The 21887-nt window shown below is 57.4% G+C and carries 19 protein-coding genes; 8 read left to right on the forward strand and 11 right to left on the reverse strand.

Translation table 11 applies throughout. The annotated features are described in order from the left end of the window. Nucleotide 1: 1 nt before the first annotated feature. From tssB to ydgT, 11 genes are all read right to left on the reverse strand, one after another. On the reverse strand, nt 2–541 hold the full coding sequence (gene tssB / locus FO014_RS19230; RefSeq protein ID WP_160030673.1) for a type VI secretion system contractile sheath small subunit: 540 nt from the start codon (nt 539–541) through the stop codon (nt 2–4). A gap of 130 nt (nt 542–671) precedes the next feature. Beyond that, nucleotides 672–1697, reverse strand: a complete 1026-nt coding sequence (tssA, locus tag FO014_RS19235) for a type VI secretion system protein TssA (protein WP_160030674.1) — start codon at nt 1695–1697, stop codon at nt 672–674. Between the two features lie 29 nt (nt 1698–1726). After that, nucleotides 1727–2446, reverse strand: coding sequence for a type VI secretion system-associated protein TagF (gene tagF, locus FO014_RS19240; protein ID WP_160030675.1), 720 nt, complete (start codon nt 2444–2446; stop codon nt 1727–1729). A gap of 22 nt (nt 2447–2468) precedes the next feature. Further along, nucleotides 2469–6113 (reverse strand): type VI secretion system membrane subunit TssM, encoded by a 3645-nt coding sequence (gene tssM / locus FO014_RS19245; protein ID WP_160030676.1) that lies wholly within the window; start codon nt 6111–6113, stop codon nt 2469–2471. Next, nucleotides 6113–7336, reverse strand: a complete 1224-nt coding sequence (locus tag FO014_RS19250; protein WP_015672859.1) for a DotU family type VI secretion system protein — start codon at nt 7334–7336, stop codon at nt 6113–6115. The genes tssM and FO014_RS19250 overlap by 1 nt, the downstream gene beginning before the upstream one ends. A gap of 3 nt (nt 7337–7339) precedes the next feature. Beyond that, complete coding sequence (gene tssK / locus FO014_RS19255) at nt 7340–8686, reverse strand: type VI secretion system baseplate subunit TssK (RefSeq protein WP_160031447.1); 1347 nt, start codon at nt 8684–8686, stop codon at nt 7340–7342. A gap of 42 nt (nt 8687–8728) precedes the next feature. Beyond that, complete coding sequence (tssJ, locus tag FO014_RS19260) at nt 8729–9256, reverse strand: type VI secretion system lipoprotein TssJ (RefSeq protein ID WP_160030677.1); 528 nt, start codon at nt 9254–9256, stop codon at nt 8729–8731. Nucleotides 9257–9282: 26 nt separating this feature from the next. Then, nucleotides 9283–9786 carry a type VI secretion system accessory protein TagV gene (gene tagV / locus FO014_RS19265; RefSeq protein ID WP_160030678.1) on the reverse strand — a complete coding sequence of 168 codons (504 nt, stop codon included), beginning with the start codon at nt 9784–9786 and terminating at the stop codon, nt 9283–9285. A gap of 1406 nt (nt 9787–11192) precedes the next feature. Continuing rightward, nucleotides 11193–12227: an NADP-dependent oxidoreductase gene (locus FO014_RS19270; RefSeq protein WP_160030679.1), complete on the reverse strand. Its 1035-nt coding sequence runs from the start codon at nt 12225–12227 to the stop codon at nt 11193–11195. Nucleotides 12228–12317: 90 nt separating this feature from the next. Continuing rightward, on the reverse strand, nt 12318–12737 hold the full coding sequence (uspC, locus tag FO014_RS19275; protein ID WP_160030680.1) for a universal stress protein UspC: 420 nt from the start codon (nt 12735–12737) through the stop codon (nt 12318–12320). 157 nt (nt 12738–12894) lie between these two features. Next, nucleotides 12895–13110 carry a transcription modulator YdgT gene (gene ydgT / locus FO014_RS19280; protein WP_160030681.1) on the reverse strand — a complete coding sequence of 72 codons (216 nt, stop codon included), beginning with the start codon at nt 13108–13110 and terminating at the stop codon, nt 12895–12897. A 513-nt stretch (nt 13111–13623) separates the two neighbouring features. Here ydgT and FO014_RS19285 point away from each other — a divergent pair. From FO014_RS19285 to FO014_RS19320, 8 genes are all read left to right on the forward strand, one after another. Next, nucleotides 13624–13872, forward strand: coding sequence for a hypothetical protein (locus FO014_RS19285; RefSeq protein WP_160030682.1), 249 nt, complete (start codon nt 13624–13626; stop codon nt 13870–13872). A gap of 649 nt (nt 13873–14521) precedes the next feature. After that, nucleotides 14522–14872 (forward strand): flagellar transcriptional regulator FlhD, encoded by a 351-nt coding sequence (gene flhD / locus FO014_RS19290; RefSeq protein WP_201282883.1) that lies wholly within the window; start codon nt 14522–14524, stop codon nt 14870–14872. Between the two features lie 2 nt (nt 14873–14874). Then, nucleotides 14875–15456, forward strand: a complete 582-nt coding sequence (gene flhC, locus FO014_RS19295) for a flagellar transcriptional regulator FlhC (protein WP_015672850.1) — start codon at nt 14875–14877, stop codon at nt 15454–15456. A gap of 149 nt (nt 15457–15605) precedes the next feature. After that, nucleotides 15606–16496 (forward strand): flagellar motor stator protein MotA, encoded by an 891-nt coding sequence (motA, locus tag FO014_RS19300; protein WP_160030684.1) that lies wholly within the window; start codon nt 15606–15608, stop codon nt 16494–16496. Next, the gene (motB, locus tag FO014_RS19305; RefSeq protein WP_160030685.1) at nt 16493–17551 is read left to right on the forward strand and encodes a flagellar motor protein MotB; all 1059 of its coding nucleotides are present in this window, start codon (nt 16493–16495) and stop codon (nt 17549–17551) included. The genes motA and motB overlap by 4 nt, the downstream gene beginning before the upstream one ends. Further along, nucleotides 17548–19512 (forward strand): chemotaxis protein CheA, encoded by a 1965-nt coding sequence (cheA, locus tag FO014_RS19310; protein WP_160030686.1) that lies wholly within the window; start codon nt 17548–17550, stop codon nt 19510–19512. The genes motB and cheA overlap by 4 nt, the downstream gene beginning before the upstream one ends. A gap of 31 nt (nt 19513–19543) precedes the next feature. Next, entirely contained in the window at nt 19544–20044 is a 501-nt protein-coding gene (cheW, locus tag FO014_RS19315; protein WP_041412142.1) for a chemotaxis protein CheW, read from the forward strand. A 169-nt stretch (nt 20045–20213) separates the two neighbouring features. Next, a complete protein-coding gene (locus tag FO014_RS19320) occupies nt 20214–21881 on the forward strand; it encodes a methyl-accepting chemotaxis protein (protein WP_160030687.1) in 1668 nt (555 codons plus the stop codon). Nucleotides 21882–21887 lie beyond the last annotated feature (6 nt).

Here is a 21887-nt window from a genome sequence, read left to right on the forward strand (position 1 = left end):
ATTAATCCTCACGCTCGTTAGTGTCGTCTTTTTTCTCCGCCGGTTTCGGCGCATTCGTCAGAGATTTCAACAGTTCCGGGTTTTGCAGGATCTGGGAGATCAGCTCTTCGGCGCCGTTTTTACCGTCCATGTAGGAAAGTAGGTTAGACAGCTGGGTGCGTGCTTCCAGCAGGCCGTCCAGCGAATCAACCTTGCGGGCGATGGCGGCAGGGGAGAAGTCGTCCATGCTTTCAAAGGACAGATCGATATTCAGCTTCCCTTCGCCGGTCAGGGTATTGTCGACCTGATAGGCCACGCGCGGCTTCAACGACTTCATGCGTTCGTCGAAGTTGTCGATGTCGATGTCGAGGAACTTGCGCTCATCAACGCTCGGCTGCGGGTCTACCGGCTTACCGACCAAATCCGCCATCACACCCATTACAAACGGCAGCTGAATTTTGCGTTCTGCGCCGTAGATTTCGACATCATATTCAATCTGGACGCGTGGCGCGCGGTTGCGGGCGATGAACTTCTGTCCGCTGCGGGATTTCGAGTTTGCCATGAGTTACTCCATCTAATGACGATTAGGAACGATTGCCATCGGTGACGGCGTCGTTCAAATTCTGGCCTGTGTCTGTGACTACAGGCAACGATAGTGGTCGAAACGAAAAACGACAAGCTGGGGTTCAGTTTCAGTGATTGTCGTCGTTATCAGTGCGCCCAAGAATGGTTTCCAGTTGGTTGAGACCATCGGGCGCCAGGTCGCGGACGATTTGCATAAAGTCCAGGGCGATCAGGCGCTGCACGCGGTCAATCATCAGCGGCGCCGGATGGCTGGGCTCATTCAGTTGAAAATAGTTTTTTACTTTTTCCAGCATCAGCTGGGCATCGTCGCGCGACTGAATCTGCGCGCTGCGCCAGTTGAGCACCGCCGTTGCGGCCGGTACGGTGCTGACGGGCTGCTCGGCGTGCTGTTCGTCGTGTGGTTCCGTCGTTACGACGTCCGGCACTGTGGTGCCGCCGGCCTGCGCAATGACGTTGAACATTTTCAGCAGGGAGTGCATCTCCGGCAGCGCGCTTTCGCCCAAGTGGCGCGTCACGATATCGCGAATGGCGGCCAGCTGCTGAAGGATAGTGCGCACCAGCGCCACCGCCGGCTGTTCCGGCTGGCCCAGCTCATCCTGCAGGCGGGCGCGGCCGCCGGGGAAGGTGGCGCACTCCTGTTTGCTGCCGTCGAGCAGCGAGCAGGCGTCGCGCAATGTAATCTCGCCGGCGGCGCTTTTCAGCAGCCAGGCGGATCGTACACAGCCGGCCAGGGCGGATTTGTCGCCTAGATCCGCCAGCACGTTAATGCGGAACAGCGGGTCGGCTTCGCCGTCAAATTCCAACTGCGGCAGCAACGGTTCCCAGTAGCGATCCAGTGCCTGATGAATCAGCGTCAGGCCGTCGGCATAGCCTTGCAGGCCGCGCAACTGTGTCCAGGCGCGCGTCAGCGGCAGCATCACCCGTAGATCCTTGGTGCGCGCCAGCAGTGCGGTCGCCAGGCGTTCCACCTGTACCCAGTCCGGCGCTTCGGCCGGAATAATGGTGTCGCCGAACTGTTGCTCAGCCTTGCCGGCACAGGCCTGCTCCATCGCTAAAAAGTCAGCGTCATATTCCAGATTGTCGCCGCAGGGAGAATCCGCGTTAATCGGGGTCAGCAGGGTTTCGATAGCCATATACAGTCTCTAGATAAATGAAAACGCTGTTAATCAAACATTTGCGGATATTGACCGCCGCGGCCGGGGCGGGCCCAGCCATTAGGCTCGAACAACAGCGAGAACAGCTGCACCGTCAAGTTGCCGCTGTGCACATGGGTGTAAAGCGGATGGCCATCGGCCTGATTGGTCCACCAGAAGCTGGTGTACTGCGCCGGGTCGAAACAGTCGGCGGCCTGCTGCCAGCCAAGCCCCGGCAGGTCCGGATGGCGAAAACCGATAATCGACAGGATTTCGGATTCGCTTTCTGCCGGCGGCGTCGGCAGCGCCGGTATCTTCAGCAGGCTCTGGTCGATCTGCTCGGCGGAAAAGCCGTTGCGCACGCCGTTGAGCAGGGTGTGCCCCAACTGCCGGTACCACTCCGCCGCCATATTCAACTGCTGGATATGCCACTCTTCCGGCGTAAACAGGCGGATGGCGCAGATCGGGTAGTGGCGTCCCACGCGGTCGCGCGCCGGCAGCAGGCAGCCCATTTGGATATATTGGCTGCCGAGCGTCGCGGGAATGACAAAATTCCACACCGGCGCATTGCTGAACGGATTGCTGGCATTCTCGGGCAAGTTTTGTTTCTGGCTGACTAAACCATTGTGAAACCACTGAGCCCAATTGCTGACCACTAAGTCGGGCAGGCGGCGCTGTAAAAAATCACCGGCGGTGGGAATCTTTCCATACCAGCCGATGCTCGCTGTCGGGCTTTGGTCGTTGCTCATGGTGATGAATGTCCTTTCGGGGCTACGGGCAAGAGAATGCCGGCAGCTGGAACGGATTGCGGATACTGTTGGCGGTGAATTCCAGCGTGACGCGGTGGCCGTCGAGGTTAAACGTCGCCTGACGGCTCAGGCTGCTGCCGCCGGCCGACAGGCTCGCCATATCGACCATGCGATTCAGCGCCCAGGGGCCGCTGGTCAGCAGGCTGGCGGTGGTGCCGTTCGCCAGCGCCAGCTGCAGGTGCACCTGATTGGTATTACGGGTGCCCGGCCAACTGACCACCAGCGGCACCAGCGGACCATGGCTGTATTTGAACAGCTGCCCGTCAATATCCAGCGTCATATTGAGAATATCGTTATCCATCCGCACCGGACGCACCGTCACGCGGTACGACGGCGTAGCGGTGCCGTTGGCAAAGAAGGCGTCGCGAATACGCTGCGCCTGCTGGAACGAACGCAAGATACCTTCGCCGCCCGGCAGCGTTTTACCATCAACACCCGGTGTGAAACGCCAGTTGGCGCGGGTGGTGTCGACTTTGCCCTGCAGGTTTTCACGGAAGAAGCTGTCCATCAGCCCGCTGTTGGGCGCGAACATGCGCGCCAGGTCATCCGGTGTGACGTCACGTTTTGAACGCGAGGAGAGGGGATAGCGGCCAGCTATCGCCTGTCGGCAGAAGCTGCCGACCTCAAAGCTGATGCGCTTTTTTACGTTCTCCATCTCCTTGCGTTGGGTATCGCTGCTGGCGCCGATCGCCAGCGATAACAGCATCTGTTTAAACGGCGTTGGTAAACGGCCGGACTCCGCCTGCAGGCGTGGGATCACGTCGCTCGGCGGCGCCGACATGCCGCTGTTGGCCGCACCCTGAACTGCCGTCAGATAGCTGTACAGCTCGTCGACCTGTTTCAGAACGCCGTCAAATACAATCGTTTTGCTGCCTTCGCCCTGGCCCTGCGCCAGTTCCAGCAGCGGCGCGAAGTGCGCCATCACCACCTGTTCCGGCTGGGCGGAGACGTCGCCGTCGGCGTTGTTCGGACGGTTGGTGAACAGGGCCTCCAGCGTACGGTTGGCGCTCTGGTTGATGGATTCGCCGGCTTTATTCGCCAGCGAACGTGCTTCCTCACCCTCTTTCTCTTCCCGCAGCGTGACGTTTTTACCGACGTTGACCAGCAGGTTGCGCATCGGCGACGGGTTGCCGGACAGCAGGCGTGCGCTGCTGATGCGCTGCGTCAGGTTGCCGATGTGGGCCAGTTGAATATCCCCCAGCAGTTCATCCCAGACGTCGATAAAATCCTGCATATAAAGCTGACGCACGGTTTTTGTCAGGTCGGCGCTTTTCTGCTCTGGCGTCTGGGTGTTCAGCACCCAGACATCTTCTTGGCGCAGCGTATCGGTCACTTTGTCGATATTGCTGTCGAACGCTTTCCAGTATCCCTGTGGCGTAAACAGGCCCGGGATGCCGTCGGTGATTGGCTTGCCGCTTTTACGCGAAAACGCCAGCTCGGTCTGCGGGCCGGCGAGATCCACCAGACGAACCGGCTTAATTTCGGTCTGATTCAGCAGCAGACGCTTCAGACGGCCATATACGCGCTGCGACAGCGGTGCGCGGTTGATGGCGGCCTGCGCCTGGCTAACCAGCGCCTCGTCCTTGGCGTAAGGCGAAGCCTGAATCTGGCCGTCAAGCAACTGGCTCAGGTGCCATTCCAACTGCTGCAGCTGTTTTTTGGTGCTGCCCTGCGGCAGGTTGCGCTGCAGGTTAAGCATCACCCAGGCGCGCAGGAATTTACCGTCGTACTGCTTCGGCAAATACAGCATCTGGTAAGCCTTCAGCGCTTCGTAGCTGAAATCGGCGTCGCTGTGGTTGTCGTTGCGCAGGGTGGTGGCGATCTGTTGCGCCACCTGCGGCAACAGCAGCTCTTTCAGCGTCTTCTGATACAGCGCGTTGCTGGCGTCGCTGACCTGATCGCCGCGATACAACCCCATACGGTAGGTAAACGGCGGATCGCCCAGCGAGAAGTTCTGGCTGTCCGGCAGATGCAGCACGCTGTTCAGGAACGGCAGCAGGGCGAACATATCGCCGGAGTCCAGCTGCGTCAGCCCCTGACCCTGACGCTCCACCGAAGGCGCCTTGGCGGAGACCTCGGCCAGATAGGCTTTGTTATTGCCGTAGCTGGTGAACCAGAAAATCCCCAGAATCACCAGCACCACCGCCAGAGCGATGTAGCCGGCCCAGTGCAGCGCGCGGTTGCGGTATTCCCACCAGCGGTTGCTGCCGGCCAGCCCGGACTCCTGGAAGATCACCGTCTCCAGCGTCTCTTTGAGGAAGAAGCTTTGCCCTTTGGCCGCCGGGATCGGCGCGTCGTCGTTGACGCTGTCCCAGGAGGTCTGTGCGCCGTTGCCCTGAGCGTTGTTGGACGGCAGTTGCAGATAGCGGTTCAGCTCACCCATTACCCGGTCGAATGGCAGGCCTTCCTGGGTGCCGCTGGTAAAATAAATACCGCGCGGCGTGAAGCGCGTTTCAAAGCTGGAGGTGGCGAACACCATGTCCAGGTACTGCGCCAGCAGCGGACGTAGTGCGGCGAACTCCTGTGGGAACAGGTAACTTTCCGAGCGCTGGCGCGCGTCGTGTTCCATCAGCAGCGTATCCGGCAGCGCGGCGTCGAGACGCTGCTGCAGCAGCGTATACTGCTGCTCAAATTCGCCGCTGAGGTTGAAGTCGGGCTGGCGCGAACGCTCATACGGGAAGGTGAACCCCCAGATCTGGTCGCGCAGCGCTTTGTCAAAGCTGCTGAAGTAGGCCATAAAACCGTTTAGCAGGTCGGTTTTGGTCACCATTACGTACACCGGAAAATGGATGCCCAGCTGTTCGTGCAGTTCAATCAGCCGCTTGCGTAGTGCGCTGGCCTGCGCGTTGCGTGCTTCAGCGCTTTCCGTCATCAGGTCGGCGACGCTGATGGTCACCATCACGCCGTTGATCGGCTGGCGGGTGCGGTACTTTTTCAGCAGGTTGACGAAGCTTTTCCATTCGCCGGCGTCTTCTTCCCGCTGGCTCTCCTGGGTGGTGTAACGGCCGGCGGTGTCCAGCAGCACGGCGTCGTTGGTGAACCACCAGTCGCAGTTGCGGGTGCCGCCGACGCCGCGCAGCGCCGACTTGCCGAAGCGGTCCGCCAGCGGGAAGTGCAGGCCGGAATTCACCAGCGCAGTGGTCTTCCCGGCGCCCGGCGCGCCGATAATCACATACCAGGGCAACTGATACAGATACTGGCGGCTGAAGCGGGTCATCCAGCGGTGTTTATCCCCCTGGCCGGGGGCAAAACGCGCTTTTTTCAGCAGTTGAGCGGCTTCGTCAAAGCGCTGCGCCAGCAGTTGATCCTGCTGCGGCTCCGCCTTGGCGTCGGCGTCGTCAGCCGGCGTCTGCTCGCTGGCGCGCAGGTTGCTGAGCAGCTTACGGTTGAACCAGGCGCTGTAGATGCGCGGCACAATGCGGCACAGCATCCAGATCAGGTAGATTACCGCGATGGTGATGATGCGGTTCAGTTCCGGCTCCAGCGGACGGTAATCGCCGATGGCCACCAGCGGGCCGATCATCCAGATGATGAACGCCAGGGCGCTGATGCCGGCAAACCCCCATAACAGGCGGCTGGTGATGATGGAGAATAACGTACTAAGCATTACTTTCCGTTTCCTTGCTGCAGTCCGTTGATTTCCGCCTGAGTATTTTCTGGCGCAACCAACAGCGTAATTTCAACCCGGCGGTTCAATGCACGGTTCTCTTTACTGTTATTCGGCGCGACCGGATTGCTTTCGCCGCGGCCTTCCGCTTTCACCCGCTGAGGGTTATCAAGATGTTTTTGCAGCCGTTCGCTGACGGCTTCGGCGCGCGCCAGCGACAGTTCCCAGTTAGAGGCGAAGCGGGCGCTGCGGATCGGCTGGCTGTCGCTGTAGCCGGTCACCAGAATCTTGCCGCTGACGCCGTTCATCGCCTTGGCGATGCGGTCGATGACCGGGACGTACGCCGGGCGCACGCTGGTGGCGGCGGAGTTGAACAGCCCATCGCCTTTGAGGATCACCACGCTCTGCTGCGCCTCATCACGCACCACCACCAGACCCTCGGCGATTTCCTTGCGCAGGAAGCTCTTCAGGCTCAGCACCGGCGGTGCGGCCGGCGCCGGGTTGCCGATCGTCACCTGCGGCAGGTTGGTCTGGTAGATAGAAGCCAGCACCGGGCTGGTGGCATCGCCCAGACGCCAGTTCAGTACGATAAACAGCAACGAGGCGAGGAAACCGGTCAGCGCCGCGCAGGCCCACAGCGGCACCAGCGGCCGCCACAGTTTTTGCTGCACCGGCAGGTCGACCGCGTTTGGCGACAGCGGCGGGGCATAGCCGCCGCGTACCGAGCGAATCAGCTGCAGCAGGCGCTGTTTCATGGTTTCCAGCTGCGAACGGCCGTTTTCCATCACCCGGTAGCGGCCTTCAAAGCCCAGCAGCAGGCAGTAGTTGACCAGCTCCAGCAGGTTGATGTGTTCGCGCGGGCTTTGTGACAACTTGGCCAGCAGTTGGAAAAACTTTTCGCCGCCCCAGGTCTCGTTATGGAAGGTGACCAGCAGGCCGCTGCCCGACCAGACGCTGTTGCTGCCCCAGGGGGTGAGGGCGGCGGCTTCATCCAGCGCGGTGCACAGGCAGTAGCGCGCGCCGATAATCACTTCATACGGCAGATTGGCGCGTTGGCCGCGGACTTCAAAACGGCGAACTTCATCGATCAATTGCTGACGCAGCTGCGCCGGATTGGCGTGCGTCGCCGACTGCCGGATTTGCGAGATCGCATTCAGCAGCGGATTGGCGGCGGCCACCAACGGGTTGTCCCACTGTGCGGCCTGGATGTTTTCCTGTGTCATAGCTTATCGGTCCGTATGGCTGCGAATAGCCCAGAATTCCATGTCCAGACCCGGGAACTCCCCAGCCAGATGCAGGGCGAAGGCGCTGGATTTTTCCATCTGCTTCCACAGATCGCCGCCTTTCTCCAGTTCGAAGTAGGTATAGCCGGCGTGGTAGGGAATTTGACGCGGCGCGGCGGGCATGGTGCGCAGGCCGATGCCCGGCAGCTGCAGCTGCACCAGATCGCGGATGCGCGTCACCGGGGCAATTTTCATCTGCGCCGGGAAGTGGGTCAGCAGCACGTCGGCGGCGACGTCGGCGCGCACCGCCAGCACGAAGCCGAAGTCGCGCATCATTTTGGTGTCCTGCACCGTCGCTACGTTCAGCCCGTGCGAGCGTTCGACCAGCGTCAGCTGGATCGCATTGTCCTCCAGCACCACCGACAGTCCCTGGCGCAGCAGCAGCATCAGCTTGCCGAAGCTCAGCGCCGGATTGTCGTGGTCATACACCGGCAGCCGGCCTTCCGGCGTGCGCTGCGGTGAAAAGCTGGACAGCTCGGTGGCGAACTGCAGCCACTCGGCAAACAGGCGTTCCGGGTGCAGATGTTCCAGGTGCCAGGCATGGCTGACTTGGCCGAGATAGCGGTTCACCAGCTGCAGCAGCATAAAATCGACCATTTCGGAACTGCCGCCGCGGCCCGGCTGCAGCAGGCGCTGGCTCATCTGTTGGCTGCGTTGTTGCAGCAGGCCCTGCAGATCGTTGATAAAGGTCTTCAGCACCGGGCTGCTCTGACAGTTGAGCGTCGGCGGAATCAGATCCGGCTCCAGGCGCAGGCTGTTGTCGCCGCGCTTTTCCAATACCCGGGTGACGGTCATCGCGGTCCATTCGGCGTTCAGATCGCTTTCCAGCATCAGGCGCAGGCGCAGGTTGCCGAACTGCAGCGCTGCGCTGCCGACGGAGACCGCATTGAGATCGTCCACCTCGTTTTCGTAAGCCAGATAGCGCGCCAGCGCGTCCGGCGCTTCCTGGAAGATAACGTCTTCACGGCCGGCGCGGTACGTCGGCAATGCCAGGACAACATTTTCGCCGGTTTTGTTTTCGGCAATGGCCAACGGAGCCGGCGCCTGTTGTGCGCCGTTGAAACGGAACGGGGTCCCGTCCGGCATAATGCCGCTGGCGGCGGTCAGGGCGACTTTCCCCTGACGCAGCAGGGTCTGATCCAGCTCAAGGGTCAAAAAGCCCCAGAAACACCCGTTATGCGCCTGTCCCCAGTTACGCACGTAACTCTCGAGGTAGTTTTCCGCCTGCTGGAAGTGGTGGGGACGCAGGAACATCCCTTCACTCCAGACCACTTTATGAGCATCTTTCATCATCACACCTATGTAGAGGACGGGCGCGCCCGCCCCAAATAATCAGTCTTCGTCTTTGACGATGCGCAGACCGTTAACATCGGCCACGACGTGCGCTTGCAGCTCATCCGGCGAAAATTGCCAGACCTTATAGAAATTGGTTTCGGTCGGGGCGGGCAGCGGCAGTGAAATGCGCCAGGCTTTGCCGTCCAGATTCTGGTATTCGGCGATGACGCCGATATAGCGCGTTTCCAGGGTGCTTTGGCCATTCAGTTTTTTACCGTTTTGGCCAGGCGTCAGGAAAAACTGGTCGCGGTCCAGCAGGCTGTTGCCCAGTACGCTTTTGGCGTCGTTTTGCAGGCTGAAGAAGTCGGCATCCATAAATTCCGCATCAGAGCGTAGCAGCAGCACGCGCACCTTGATTGGCGCGGGGCGCTGGCCGGCGCCGGCATTGACCTGCGGGGTGGCGTCAAACGTCAGGCTGTAGCGCGAAGGGACGCTTTTCGCCGAAGACATACAGCCGCTGAGCAGCAGCGTGCCCAGCATCAGCAGGCTAAAGCCCCACAGGCGCGGGGCGAATGATGATTTCATTATCAATGACTCCCAGCGGAAGGGGATTACTCCAGGATCCAGGTGGCCGATTTGGCGTCTTTACAGGCTTTTCCGTCGCTGCCGACCTGAACGCAGTTTTGCGGTTTGGCGGCGGCGCGTGCACGGCGCGGTCGGTCTTTTCGCAAGGTCGATTTGTATTTGTTTTCGGGCACGCCGGCGTTGTTCTGGATATAACCCATCAGGTCGCCGCCGCGTACGGCGGAGATGGCCAGCCATTCGTTTTCTACTTCGCCGAGCGCATAGAAGGAAGCGGCGTTGTCGAGGCGCGTAACGGCGGCGCCACCGTAACCCGGCTGGGTCATGACGCTGGCGGCATACAGGCTGCGATACTCTTCATTAATCGGTTTGAACTGTTTCGGTGCGGCGATCGCCATACGGTGCTGCAGCTTCACGCCGTTGACTTCGCTGGTGACCAGGGTATCTGAACTGATAACCGGCGGCGGCGGCGGCGTCGAACAACCGGCAAGGATCAGGGTGGAAAGCAGTGTCATCGTAATCCGTATTTTCACAATATCCTCTTTTATCTCTTGTTTTCGGCTAGAAGCGCTGTGGTGAATCAACGTTCATCGTCGCTGCGGCAGCGCATTGGCGATGTGGACGGCGGGGAACAACGCGCGTTGCCATAGGGAAATGGTTCTGGACTGATTCCGCAGCATGTTGATGCGGCACCGGGCGTGTACCCGCGGTGCGGCGCCAGTCCGGATGCATTTCAGTTGGGGTAAAGGGGTCAGGCGGCGGGATGACATGAAGCAGGCAGGAAAAACGGCCGCCAGCATCCCACCGTGAAACGGCAGCGCCTGGTTGTCGCGTTTTCCCTGCGGTGGAGTGGGGCGCAGGCGCGGGGAAGCCGCCGTTTTTACTTGGGTAAAAACGGCGGCTTCCCAGAAGATAAAAGCCCCGCTGGTGGCCCAGACAGGGAGAAACGCCGTAGCGTAACAACTTGGTAGCTTTCATTGTGTGTGTAAGGCTTCCTGTGGATATCAGCGCACTGTCACGCAGCACCGCTCAAAACAATCCCGTTTTAGGTATAGATATCAGGCTACGTCACAAGAAATACGTGCAAACGACAGGGAGGTTGAAAGGTAACGTTCCCTAAATCAAATAATTACGCGTATGCACAGCATTGCTCAGGCACCCGCTCTGGCGGAAAAACGCTCATGCTGTGGGTTACGCGTTATTTATCAGGCTGGAAAACAGCGAATAATGTGATGATTTTTGCTTAATGATTAGCGGGCAACCAAAAACGGCAGACATCGCGCTGACTGGCGCCTGTGGGGCGCTACGCACATGATCCCGCTCGCTGTTTAATGATAAGCGCCGCAGGTTGTTTTTACCGATTTAGGCATAGCTACCGCACGGGATTAACGCGCGATCCCGAGGGCGTACCTGTTACAAACAGCAGGATTATCTGTCCGAATATTTAACAAATTTTACACATCCACGGGTTTGGCTGCAGTTTACAATAGCTATAGGCATTTGCAAAATGACCGCGCTTAACCCATTTTGGTGAGGATAACTTACGCAATTTTTATTTTTTATGCAATATAAACAGCGAGTTAAAATACATCCCATTTTCCCCATGTATGTATTGGAAAATTGGTAATACCAAAAAATAATGTGTCATGCGCCTCTTAACCCTCTTAATTCAAACTATTTTTTAACGAAAATTAACTTTTCGCTGATTTTCTATCCTTACCATTCACATGATAAATCTAAAGAAATATATAAATTAATCGAATGTTATTTCGGATAAATCTCATTTATGGTGGATGTAATGGCGGGCGAGGCTGGTTATAAAACAAACATGCGCTAAGAGGGGAAGCAGTCGTTGTTGCGTTTTTTTCTTGTAAAAAAGCTAATGAGTTGAGTTAAGTCTGGGGGGCCGGGGAAAGCCTCCCCGGCGGTAACAGGTTGGTTATTCCGCTGCGACGCGAACGATCAGTTTACCGAAGTTCTTTCCTCTGAGCAGGCCGATGAAGGCCTGTGGGGCATTCTCCAGGCCGTCGATGATATCTTCGCGGAATTTGATGTGTCCCTGATCGACCCAGGTTTCCATCTGCTGAAGGAACTCACCGAAGCGCGGTGCATAGTCGTCAAAAATGATAAAGCCCTGCATGCGAATACGTTTACGCAGAATCAGCGCTTGCAACATTGGCAGGCGATCCGGGCCGCTGGGCAGGGCAGTGGCATTATATTGGGCGATAATACCGCAGACGGGGATGCGCGCTCTGGCGTTCAGCAACGGCATGACGGCGTCAAACACTGCACCGCCGACATTTTCAAAATAAACATCAATGCCGTTCGGGCAGGCCTGGGCGAGTAGCCTGGCAAAATCGTCGGCGCGGTGATCGATACACTCGTCAAACTTTAGTTCTTCCCGGACATAGCGACATTTCTCTGCGCCGCCGGCGATCCCGATCACGCGACAACCTTTCAGTTTTGCCACCTGGCCGACGACCGAGCCCACCGCACCGCTGGCGGCGGCGACCACCACGGTTTCGCCGGGCTGCGGTTGGCCGATATCCAAGAGTCCCATATAAGCGGTAAAGCCGGGCATGCCCAGCACCCCAAGCAGGCGCGAGGGATGTTTCAGGTGCGCGCCAAGATTACGCACGTTGCTGCCGTCAGTCAGCGAGTAATCCTGCCAGCCCGTACTCCCCAGCACCCAGTCGCCGGGGGTAAAATCCGGGTGTTGTGAGGCAACGACGCGCGATACGGCGCCGGCGACCATCACGCCGCCGACTTCCACTGGGGGGGCATAAGACGGGGCGTCGCTCATACGGCCACGCATATAAGGGTCGAGCGACAGATAGACGGTGCGCAATAATGCCTGGCCTGCGGCAGGCTGCGGCACTTCACCCGTTTCCAGGCGTAAATTTTCCGGCGTGGGTTCGCCGTGCGGTCGTGAAGCGAGCACGATCCGGCGATTATGGGGGGATTGTTGAGACATAAAGCACTCCTGAGCTGCGGGTATCAGCTCTCAGTCTAGTCAGAAGCCGCGGGAGACGAGCAACGGAAAGTGCTGCGCGGTACCGGCGAGCTAGAGCGGTACGATCAGCACATCGGCCTGGCTGGTATCGATAAACCGCGCGGCCGAACAGCTCAGTTTGTTCATAAGGTGATCGCTGTGATTACCGCAGATAACCAGATCAAAGCTGTATTGCTGGTTGGCGTAAATAAGGCCATCCCCCAGCTCTCCCTGCACCACCAGTAAATCGGCGATGGGATAGCCGGCCTGCTGACGGAGCTGCTCCAGGAACAGGCGGGTCTCTTCTTCCATCAGATTACGCAGATCGCCGAGCATCGGGCCGGCGAAACTATTATAAAGCTCAGGGTTTGCCACCATACTGAGCAGCGTGATTTGTCCGTTATAAGGGCGGACGATGGAGACCGCTTTTTGCACTAATAATTGGCTGTCGGCGGCAACGGCGACGGCTACCAGCACCTTTTGATATCCCATATTTCTTCTCCATCTATTGCCCTGATAAATAATCGTAGAAGCAGATGAGGGAAATATCCGTGTTTTGCATCACGCGCGACAATAAATTTTCTAAAAAGCCTTTATTTAGCAATAAAAGATAAATGTCGTTGCGCGCGTCATGAGGTATGGGAAGCAATTAAAGCACGCGCGCCCATAATGTTTTAGGAATGTGTCCTAGGTCAAACAGCTTACCTGAAACCAGTTCGGCGCGCCGATGGTCTGCCGCGCGGTACATGTTGCTCATTTCCGTATCATTATCAATTGAATAGTGCAGCTTGTCATAAACCTTTTCCAGGCTGTCCAGGCTGGAACATTTACGAAATGTCATCAGGTATTCTAAGGTCGTTGTCATGATTTAAATATAGCCTGTTAATAGTTGTGATTAGGAAAAATCACAGATGTAGAGTGATCGCACCGTTGCCGTGAATGGCCGACAGACTAAAAAGTCACAACTATGGCGAAAAACGAGCATCGGTGAAAAATAATGCGCCAGATACGTATAAACGCCAGAATAGTAATATGCCTGTGCGTTGTCAGCAATGCGGTAACGCGCGATTTTCTATCAATTCAGCCTAGTCTTATGCTGGCGGGCGTATTCGGGCCGCATTTTCAGATTTATGTCAGTCATGAACGGTAACTATTTCCGGATGGTACCGGCGGCGCGTTGTCACCTCTGCAAGCTATGACGAGCAACGGAGCCGGGCGTTCATGTGTAAAAAAGACCCCTTGTAGAATCCGGCGGTATCAGAACACGGCGTATTGCCTCCGCACAGAAAAATGATCGCTCAGGCGTCGGCTGATGTGAGACGAATAACGTACCAGCGGAGCATAAATGTGAAACATTCACAGAACGAAGGTCAGGAATATGGCGTCCGCTGCTGCGCTATTAATCCGGAGGTTGATCTGGCAAACAACGGTTATTGAAAATGATAAAAAAAGAATTAAAGGATTAAAGAATTTTGCCGATATTAGGATTAACGGATTTTATAACTTTAATTTTATGACGGTGCCGCAAGACAGCGAGATATGTTTTGTTACACCTCTTGGCTTTTGGTTGGCGTCTACCCTGCGTTTTTCTGGGATTATTCTCTATGGCCGAATATTGATGCACTGAAATCCGCACTTTTTGCGCTATCTTATATGCAGATAGCCTTATAGTTAACAAGGCTAACCCTTAGCGTGCTGATGGTTTGATTGTCGTTAACTAGCTATTTACTCTGCATTTATCCGAGATGTGCAGATTTTTGTTCTGTGATTTCGCTTTGGTGACGCTTTTGTTCGAATTGATCTAAAAAAGCTATTTTTTTGGCTGATAAATATCTCTTTTAAGACGTTTTTTTACTTGTGCTGTTTTTTTGTGCTCTGGGTTGTGTGAAAAAAGAACCATTCATCTAATATTTGAATTAAAAATGGCTCATTTTTGTGATCTTCGTCACATTGTATTTAAAATTGCCATACACTTGCGTTGTGTGTGCTAACGGTTCAGGGGTAGAGTTGCTGTTGTTTAGGAATAATCCTATTAACTTGTAAGAAAGCCTCACCGTGACTCAGCGATCTGATGAACAGGGTGTTGCATATCTATTCATATGTGTTTTGAGTGCAAATTATTTACTGAATGACGCTCCGCGAGCGTGAAGTCGGCAGTATTTTTTCACGGACGATAATCAGGGATTCATTTGCCAACGTCGAGAAAACCCAAGTCACGGGCGATAAAATTATCACCCAGCGTATGTTTTTAAACATAGTCTGTCGGGATGGGAAATATGGGTACGTCTGAATTACTTAAACATATATACGACATCAATTTGTCGTACTTACTTTTAGCACAGCGTTTGATTAATGATGAAAAAGCATCGGCAATGTTCCGCCTGGGGATTGATGAGCATATGGCCGACGCGCTGTCGCAATTAACCTTACCGCAAATGGTCAAGCTGGCGGAAACCAACCAACTGGTGTGCCATTTCCGCTTTAACGATCATCACACCATCACACAGCTAACGAAAGAGTCGCGAGTTGATGACCTGCAGCAGATCCATACCGGGATTTTGCTTTCAAGCCATTTGTTGCAAAAGCTCTCCGATAAACAGGACGGCGCGATGAAGAAAAGGGCCTGAAGATGGCGGATAAGAGTATTGTCAAGGAAGCCAAGGATATCCAGCTCGCCATGGAACTGATCGCCCTGGGGGCGCGTCTGCAGATGCTGGAAAGCGAGACGCAGCTCAGCCGCGGCAGATTAATCAAGTTGTACAAGGAACTGCGCGGCAGCCCGCCGCCGAAAGGCATGCTGCCGTTCTCTACCGACTGGTTTATGACCTGGGAACATAATATCCATTCGTCGATGTTCTATAACGCCTATTGCTTCTTGTTAAAAAGCGGACAATGTACGGGCGTCGAGGCGGTAATCAAGGCCTACCGTCTATATCTGGAGCAGTGTCCCCAGCAGCCGGGTGAGCCGCCGCTGCTGGCGCTGACCCGCGCCTGGACGCTGGTGCGCTTTGTCGACAGCGATATGCTGCAGCTCTCCGCCTGCAGCTGCTGTGGCGGCACGTTTATCACTCATGCGCATCAACCGCTGAACAATTTCGTCTGTAGTTTATGCCAACCTCCATCGCGCGCGGTAAAAAGACGTAAACTTTCGCCACAGCTGGCCGATATTATTCCACAACTGCTGGACGAGCCGGTTAAACGCGCAATGTGAGCCGGGGTTCCCCCGGCTTGCAGCATCAATTTATCACCCATTCGTAGGGGGAGTCCGGCGGCTCCCTTCGGCGTAGATCATTGCGCCGCTACGATGGCGTTTGGCGTTGCTCCCGTCCTCCATCCACCTCGTTTAATTAAGGAATGCGTGTGTTAGTTATTTTGGGTTACGTAGTGGTTCTGGCCACGGTATTTGGCGGCTATATGATCGTGGGGGGACACCTTGGCGCACTGTATCAGCCGGCGGAGTTCCTGATTATCGGTGGCGCCGGCGTTGGCGCGTTTATCGTCGGCAACAACGGCAAAGCGATCAAGGCCACGCTGCGCGCCATGCCGACACTGATGCGACGCTCAAAATACAACAAAGCGCTGTATATGGATCTGATGGCGTTGCTGTTTCGCCTGCTGTCCAAATCTCGCCAGCAGGGGATGCTGTCGCTGGAGTTTGATATCGATAACCCGCAGGAGAGTGAAATTTTCTCTAACTATCCGCGCATTCTTGCCGATAACCATTTGGTGGAATTTATTACCGACTATTTAAGGCTGATGGTGAGCGGCAATATGAACGCGTTTGAAATCGAAGCGCTGATGGATGAAGAGATTGAAACCTTCGAGCAGGAAAGCGAAGTGCCGGCCGGCAGCCTGGCTATGGTCGGCGACTCACTACCGGCATTCGGCATCGTCGCCGCGGTCATGGGCGTGGTGCACGCGCTGGCCTCGGCCGACCGGCCGGCGGCGGAGCTGGGGGCGCTGATCGCCAATGCGATGGTGGGGACTTTCCTCGGGATTTTGCTGGCCTACGGCTTTATTTCTCCGCTTGCCACCCTGTTGCGGCAAAAAAGCGCGGAGAACGTCAAAATGATGCAGTGCATCAAGGTGACGCTGCTCTCCAGCCTGAACGGCTATGCGCCGCAAATCGCCGTCGAATTCGGCCGTAAAACCCTCTATACCACGGAACGGCCGTCCTTCGTGGAGCTGGAGGAGCATGTGCGCCAGGTGCGGTCTCCGGCGCAGCAGGCAGCGGAAGAAGAGCAGGCATGAAGCAGAATCACCCGGTCGTTCTGGTTCGCAAACGTAAGGCGCACCATAGCGCACATCACGGCGGTTCCTGGAAGATCGCCTACGCCGATTTTATGACGGCGATGATGGCGTTCTTTCTGGTGATGTGGTTGTTGGCCATCGCCAGCCCGCAGGAGTTAACGCAAATTGCCGAATATTTCCGCACGCCGCTGAAAGTGGCGCTGACCGGCGGCAACAAGAGCAGCGCCGAAAGCAGCCCGATTCCCGGCGGCGGCGAAGATCCCACCCGGCAGGACGGGCTGGTGAAAAAACAGCCGGATGCCGAGCAGCAGGCGGAAACGCGGCGGTTCAACCAACTGCGTGAGCGGCTGGATCAACTGATTGAATCCGATCCGCGCCTCAGGGCATTGCGGCCGCATCTGCTGATCAATCTGATGGACGAGGGGCTGCGGATTCAGATTATTGACGGTAAGAACCGGCCAATGTTCAAAACCGGCAGCGCGCAGGTGGAGAATTATATGCGCGATATTCTGCGGGCAATTGCGCCGATTCTGAATGACTTACCCAATAAAATCAGCCTGTCTGGCCATACCGACGATCTGCCTTACGCCACCGGAGAGCGCTATTACAGCAACTGGGAACTGTCAGCCGATCGCGCCAACGCGTCACGGCGAGAGCTGATTGCCGGCGGGCTGGCGGAAGGCAAAGTGCTGCGCGTGGTGGGCATGGCCGCCACCATGAGTCTGAAGCAGCACGGGGCGGATGATTCGATGAATCGCCGCATCACGATTCTGGTGCTGAATAAACAAACGCAGCAGGGGATCGAGCATGAAAACGCCAAAAGCGAGGCGGCGGAAATCAGTCAGCCGCAGGCGCTGAAGCAACTGGCGCCACAGCCTGTTGCAGCGTCTTCCTCTGCCGCGTCGACACAAACGACGCCGGCTGGAGAAGCGACGGTTCAGCCGTCAGCGCCGGAGACTCCACAGCCGCAGGCGCCGACGACGGCCGTCTCACCGGCGCCGGCGGCAGGCCCATCGACTAACCCACAGCGTCTCACAGTAGAGGTGATCCCGTGAGTATGGATATTAGCGCTTTTTATCAGACTTTTTTTGATGAGGCAGACGAGCTGCTGGCCGATATGGAGCAGCACCTGCTGGAGCTGGATCCGCTGGCGCCGGATATTGAACCGTTGAACGCCATTTTCCGCGCGGCCCATTCGATCAAAGGCGGCGCGGCCACCTTCGGTTTTACCATCCTGCAGGAAACTACCCACCTGTTGGAAAACCTGCTGGACAGCGCGCGGCGCCAGGAAATGAGCCTGAGCACCGAGATTATCAACCTGTTTCTGGAAACCAAAGACATTATGCAGGAGCAACTGGACGCCTATAAAACGTCACAACAACCCGATGCCGACAGCTTTGCCTATATCTGTCAGGCGCTGCGGCAGTTGGCGCTGGAAACGCAACAGGACGCTCCCGCACTGCCGGCGGCCGAGGCCGTAGAGGCGGCTCCGCCGCCTCCCGCAGTGAGCGGGGGCGGCGGTCTGCATATATCACTGACCGATCTGAAACCGAGTGAAATTCCGCTGTTGCTGGAAGAGCTGGGCAACCTTGGCGAAGTGCGCGAGCCGCAGCAGAGCGAAAACAGCCTGTCGGTGACGCTGCTGACCTCGGTCAGTGAAGAGGATATCAGCGCGGTGCTCTGCTTTGTGCTGGAACCGGAACAGATTGCTTTTGCCGCCGCGGCAGCAGCCGCAACGGTCGTCACGACACCGCAGCCCGCTCAGCCGGCTCCGCAACCCGCCGCGCCGGCAGAGCAGGCGCCAAAGCCGCGCAGCAAAGCGGCGACGGAGTCCAGCAGCATCCGCGTGGCGGTCGAGAAGGTGGACCAGTTGATCAACCTGGTCGGCGAGCTGGTGATCACCCAGTCGATGCTGGCGCAGCGTTCCGGCACGCTGGATCCGGTCGCGCACGGCGACCTGCTCAACAGCATGAGCCAGTTGGAGCGCAATGCGCGTGACTTGCAGGAGTCGGTGATGTCGATCCGCATGATGCCGATGGAGTACGTTTTCAGCCGTTTCCCGCGGCTGGTGCGGGATCTGGCCGGCAAGTTGAATAAACGGGTTGAATTAACCCTGCAGGGTAGCTCCACCGAGCTGGATAAGAGTCTGATAGAACGTATTATCGACCCGCTGACCCACCTGGTGCGTAACAGCCTGGACCATGGGATTGAAGACCCGCAGGTGCGTCTGGCGGCGGGCAAGCCGGAGATTGGCAACCTGATCCTGTCGGCGGAGCATCAGGGCGGCAATATCTGTATTGAGGTGACCGACGACGGCGCCGGGCTGAACCGGGAAAAAATTCTGGCCAAGGCGGCCGCGCAGGGACTGGCGGCCAGCGACAGTATGAGCGACGAAGAGGTCGGCATGCTGATCTTCGCGCCGGGTTTTTCCACTGCGGAACAGGTGACCGACGTTTCCGGCCGCGGCGTCGGCATGGACGTGGTGAAAAGAAATATTCAGGAGATGGGCGGCCATGTAGAAGTTCATTCACAGGCGGCCAAGGGAACCTCGATCCGTATTTTGCTGCCGCTGACGCTGGCGATCCTGGACGGCATGTCGGTCAAGGTCAATGAAGACGTCTTTATCCTGCCGCTGAACGCGGTGATGGAATCGCTGCAGCCGCAGGCGGAAGACCTGCATCCGCTGGCCGGCGGCGAGCGGGTGCTACAGGTGCGCGGCGAATATCTGCCGCTGGTCGAACTGTACCGCATCTTCGACGTCGCCGGCGCGAAAACCGAGGCGACGCAGGGCATCGTGGTGATTCTGCAAAGCGCCGGGCGACGCTATGCGCTGCTGGTGGATCAGTTGATTGGCCAGCACCAGGTGGTGGTGAAGAACCTGGAAAGCAACTACCGCAAGGTGCCGGGCATTTCTGCGGCGACCATTCTGGGTGACGGCAGCGTGGCGCTGATCGTCGACGTATCGGCGCTGCAGACGCTGAACCGTGAAAAACTGCTGCCAGACGCGGCGGCGTAATTCGTTAACCGACTTTGGATAGGGCTTGAATATGGCTGGATTGGCAACCGTCAGCAAAATGGCTGGCGAAACCGTAGGACAGGAGTTCCTGATTTTTACGCTGGGTAATGAAGAGTACGGCATCGATATTCTGAAAGTGCAAGAGATCCGTGGTTACGACCAGGTGACGCGCATCGCCAATACGCCGGCGTTTATTAAAGGGGTGACCAACCTGCGCGGCGTGATCGTACCGATTATTGATCTGCGGGTGAAGTTTGCCCAGCAGGATGTCTCTTATGACGAAAACACCGTGGTGATTGTGCTTAACCTCAGCCAGCGGGTCGTGGGCATTGTGGTGGACGGCGTGTCCGACGTACTGTCGCTGACCGCCGAACAGATCCGGCCGGCGCCGGAGTTTGCCGTCACGCTGGCGACCGAATACCTCACCGGTCTGGGGGCGCTGGGGGAACGGATGCTGATCCTGGTGGATATCGAAAAACTGCTGAGCAGCGAAGAGATGTCGCTGGTCGACAGCGTGGTGAAAAGCGCCTGATTCATCGATGGCCGTCGCCGTTGTGCCGCCGTCTCCGGGCGGTGCGACGGCGGTAATCGGCTCACACAAAATAGTTACCCGCAACCATAAAGTTCTCTTCAGCGCCGCCGATAACCCAGACAGATAACGTTTTGGGATTTATCCGAGTGGCATTCCAAGAAGGGGACACATGTTTAATCGTATGAAAGTCGTGACCAGCCTGCTGTTGGTGCTGGTGTTGTTTGGTGCGTTGCAGTTGATTTCCGGCGGGCTGTTCTTCTCCTCGCTCAAGAGCGATAAAGAAAACTTCACCGTATTGCAGACCATCCGACAGCAGCAGTCCGAACTGAACGGCAGCTGGGTAAGCCTGCTGCAGGCCCGTAATACGCTGAACCGCGCGGGCATTCGCTACATGATGGACGCCAATAAAATCGGCAGCGGCGCCAGCGTGCAGGATCTGCTGGCATCGGCTCGCAGCGCGCTTGACGAGGCGCAGCAGCGCTACGCCGCTTACGAAAAAGTCCCGCTTGGCGAGCGTCAGGACCGGCAGGCTGCTGAAAAGCTGAAACAGCAGTACGGCATTTTATACGGCGCGCTGTCGGAACTGATCCAACTGCTGGATGCCGGCAAAATCAACGCCTTCTTCGACCAGCCGACCCAAAGCTATCAGGATGCCTTCGAACAGGTTTATGTCGCTTATCTGCTGAAAAACGGCGAGCTGTACCACGACGCGGTGGAAGCCAGTGAGCATTCCTATAGCTCGGCGATCTGGACGCTGGCGAGCGTGCTGATGGTGGTGCTGGCGGTGATTGTGCTGGTGTGGACCGGCATTCACCATATTCTGGTGCGTCCGCTCAATCGCATTATCGAGCATATCAAACACATTGCTGCCGGCGATCTGACCCGGTCGATCGATGTCAGCAGCCGGAATGAGATGGGCGTGCTGGCCGCCAGTCTGCAGCATATGCAGGCGGAGTTGACCAACACCGTCAGCGGCGTGCGTCAGGGGGCGGATGCTATTTACAGCGGCGCGTCGGAAATTGCCGCCGGCAATAACGATCTCTCCTCCCGCACCGAACAGCAGGCGGCATCGCTGGAGGAAACCGCAGCCAGCATGGAACAGTTGACCGCCACGGTGAAACAGAATGCGGAAAATGCGCGCCAGGCCAGCCAGCTGGCGCTGAGCGCCTCTGAAACCGCGCAGAAGGGCGGCAAGGTGGTGGCCGACGTGGTGCAGACCATGCACGATATCGCCGGCAGTTCGCAGAAAATCGCCGACATTACCGGCGTTATCGACGGTATTGCCTTCCAGACCAATATTTTGGCGCTTAACGCGGCGGTAGAGGCGGCGCGCGCCGGTGAGCAGGGGCGCGGTTTCGCCGTGGTGGCCGGCGAAGTGCGCAACCTGGCGCAGCGCAGCGCGCAGGCGGCGAAAGAGATTAAAGGGTTGATTGACGACTCGGTCAGCCGTGTCGATATGGGATCGGTACTGGTGGAAAGCGCCGGTGAAACCATGGGCGATATCGTCAATGCGGTGACGCGCGTCACCGACATCATGGGAGAAATCGCCTCCGCGTCCGATGAGCAGAGTCGCGGTATCGACCAGGTCGGCCAGGCGGTGGCGGAGATGGACCGCGTGACGCAGCAGAATGCCTCGCTGGTGGAGGAATCGGCCTCTGCGGCCGCGGCGCTGGAGGAGCAGGTCAGCCTGCTGACGCGATCCGTGGCGGTGTTCCGTCTGCAGGACAACGGTCAGAAGACCTTCAGCGCGCCGGCGGTCGGCAAATCGGCGGCTCCGATCATCACGCCGCAGAAAACCAGCGCCGGCGAGATGCAGGATAACTGGGAAACGTTCTGACTTCGG

This window comes from Serratia rhizosphaerae (genome assembly GCF_009817885.1).
GTDB classification, from domain to species: domain Bacteria; phylum Pseudomonadota; class Gammaproteobacteria; order Enterobacterales; family Enterobacteriaceae; genus Serratia_B; species Serratia_B rhizosphaerae.

What these genes read in the sequence shown, in the direction of transcription:
- tssB (WP_160030673.1), bottom strand. Translation starts at nt 541, where the DNA reads ATGGCAAACTCGAAATCCCGCAGCGGACAGAAGTTCATCGCCCGCAAC.
- tssA (WP_160030674.1), bottom strand. Translation starts at nt 1,697, where the DNA reads ATGGCTATCGAAACCCTGCTGACCCCGATTAACGCGGATTCTCCCTGC.
- tagF (WP_160030675.1), bottom strand. Translation starts at nt 2,446, where the DNA reads ATGAGCAACGACCAAAGCCCGACAGCGAGCATCGGCTGGTATGGAAAG.
- tssM (WP_160030676.1), bottom strand. Translation starts at nt 6,113, where the DNA reads ATGCTTAGTACGTTATTCTCCATCATCACCAGCCGCCTGTTATGGGGG.
- FO014_RS19250 (WP_015672859.1), bottom strand. Translation starts at nt 7,336, where the DNA reads ATGACACAGGAAAACATCCAGGCCGCACAGTGGGACAACCCGTTGGTG.
- tssK (WP_160031447.1), bottom strand. Translation starts at nt 8,686, where the DNA reads ATGAAAGATGCTCATAAAGTGGTCTGGAGTGAAGGGATGTTCCTGCGT.
- tssJ (WP_160030677.1), bottom strand. Translation starts at nt 9,256, where the DNA reads ATGAAATCATCATTCGCCCCGCGCCTGTGGGGCTTTAGCCTGCTGATG.
- FO014_RS19270 (WP_160030679.1), bottom strand. Translation starts at nt 12,227, where the DNA reads ATGTCTCAACAATCCCCCCATAATCGCCGGATCGTGCTCGCTTCACGA.
- uspC (WP_160030680.1), bottom strand. Translation starts at nt 12,737, where the DNA reads ATGGGATATCAAAAGGTGCTGGTAGCCGTCGCCGTTGCCGCCGACAGC.
- ydgT (WP_160030681.1), bottom strand. Translation starts at nt 13,110, where the DNA reads ATGACAACGACCTTAGAATACCTGATGACATTTCGTAAATGTTCCAGC.
- FO014_RS19285 (WP_160030682.1), top strand. Translation starts at nt 13,624, where the DNA reads ATGGCGTCCGCTGCTGCGCTATTAATCCGGAGGTTGATCTGGCAAACA.
- flhD (WP_201282883.1), top strand. Translation starts at nt 14,522, where the DNA reads ATGGGTACGTCTGAATTACTTAAACATATATACGACATCAATTTGTCG.
- flhC (WP_015672850.1), top strand. Translation starts at nt 14,875, where the DNA reads ATGGCGGATAAGAGTATTGTCAAGGAAGCCAAGGATATCCAGCTCGCC.
- motB (WP_160030685.1), top strand. Translation starts at nt 16,493, where the DNA reads ATGAAGCAGAATCACCCGGTCGTTCTGGTTCGCAAACGTAAGGCGCAC.
- cheW (WP_041412142.1), top strand. Translation starts at nt 19,544, where the DNA reads ATGGCTGGATTGGCAACCGTCAGCAAAATGGCTGGCGAAACCGTAGGA.
- FO014_RS19320 (WP_160030687.1), top strand. Translation starts at nt 20,214, where the DNA reads ATGTTTAATCGTATGAAAGTCGTGACCAGCCTGCTGTTGGTGCTGGTG.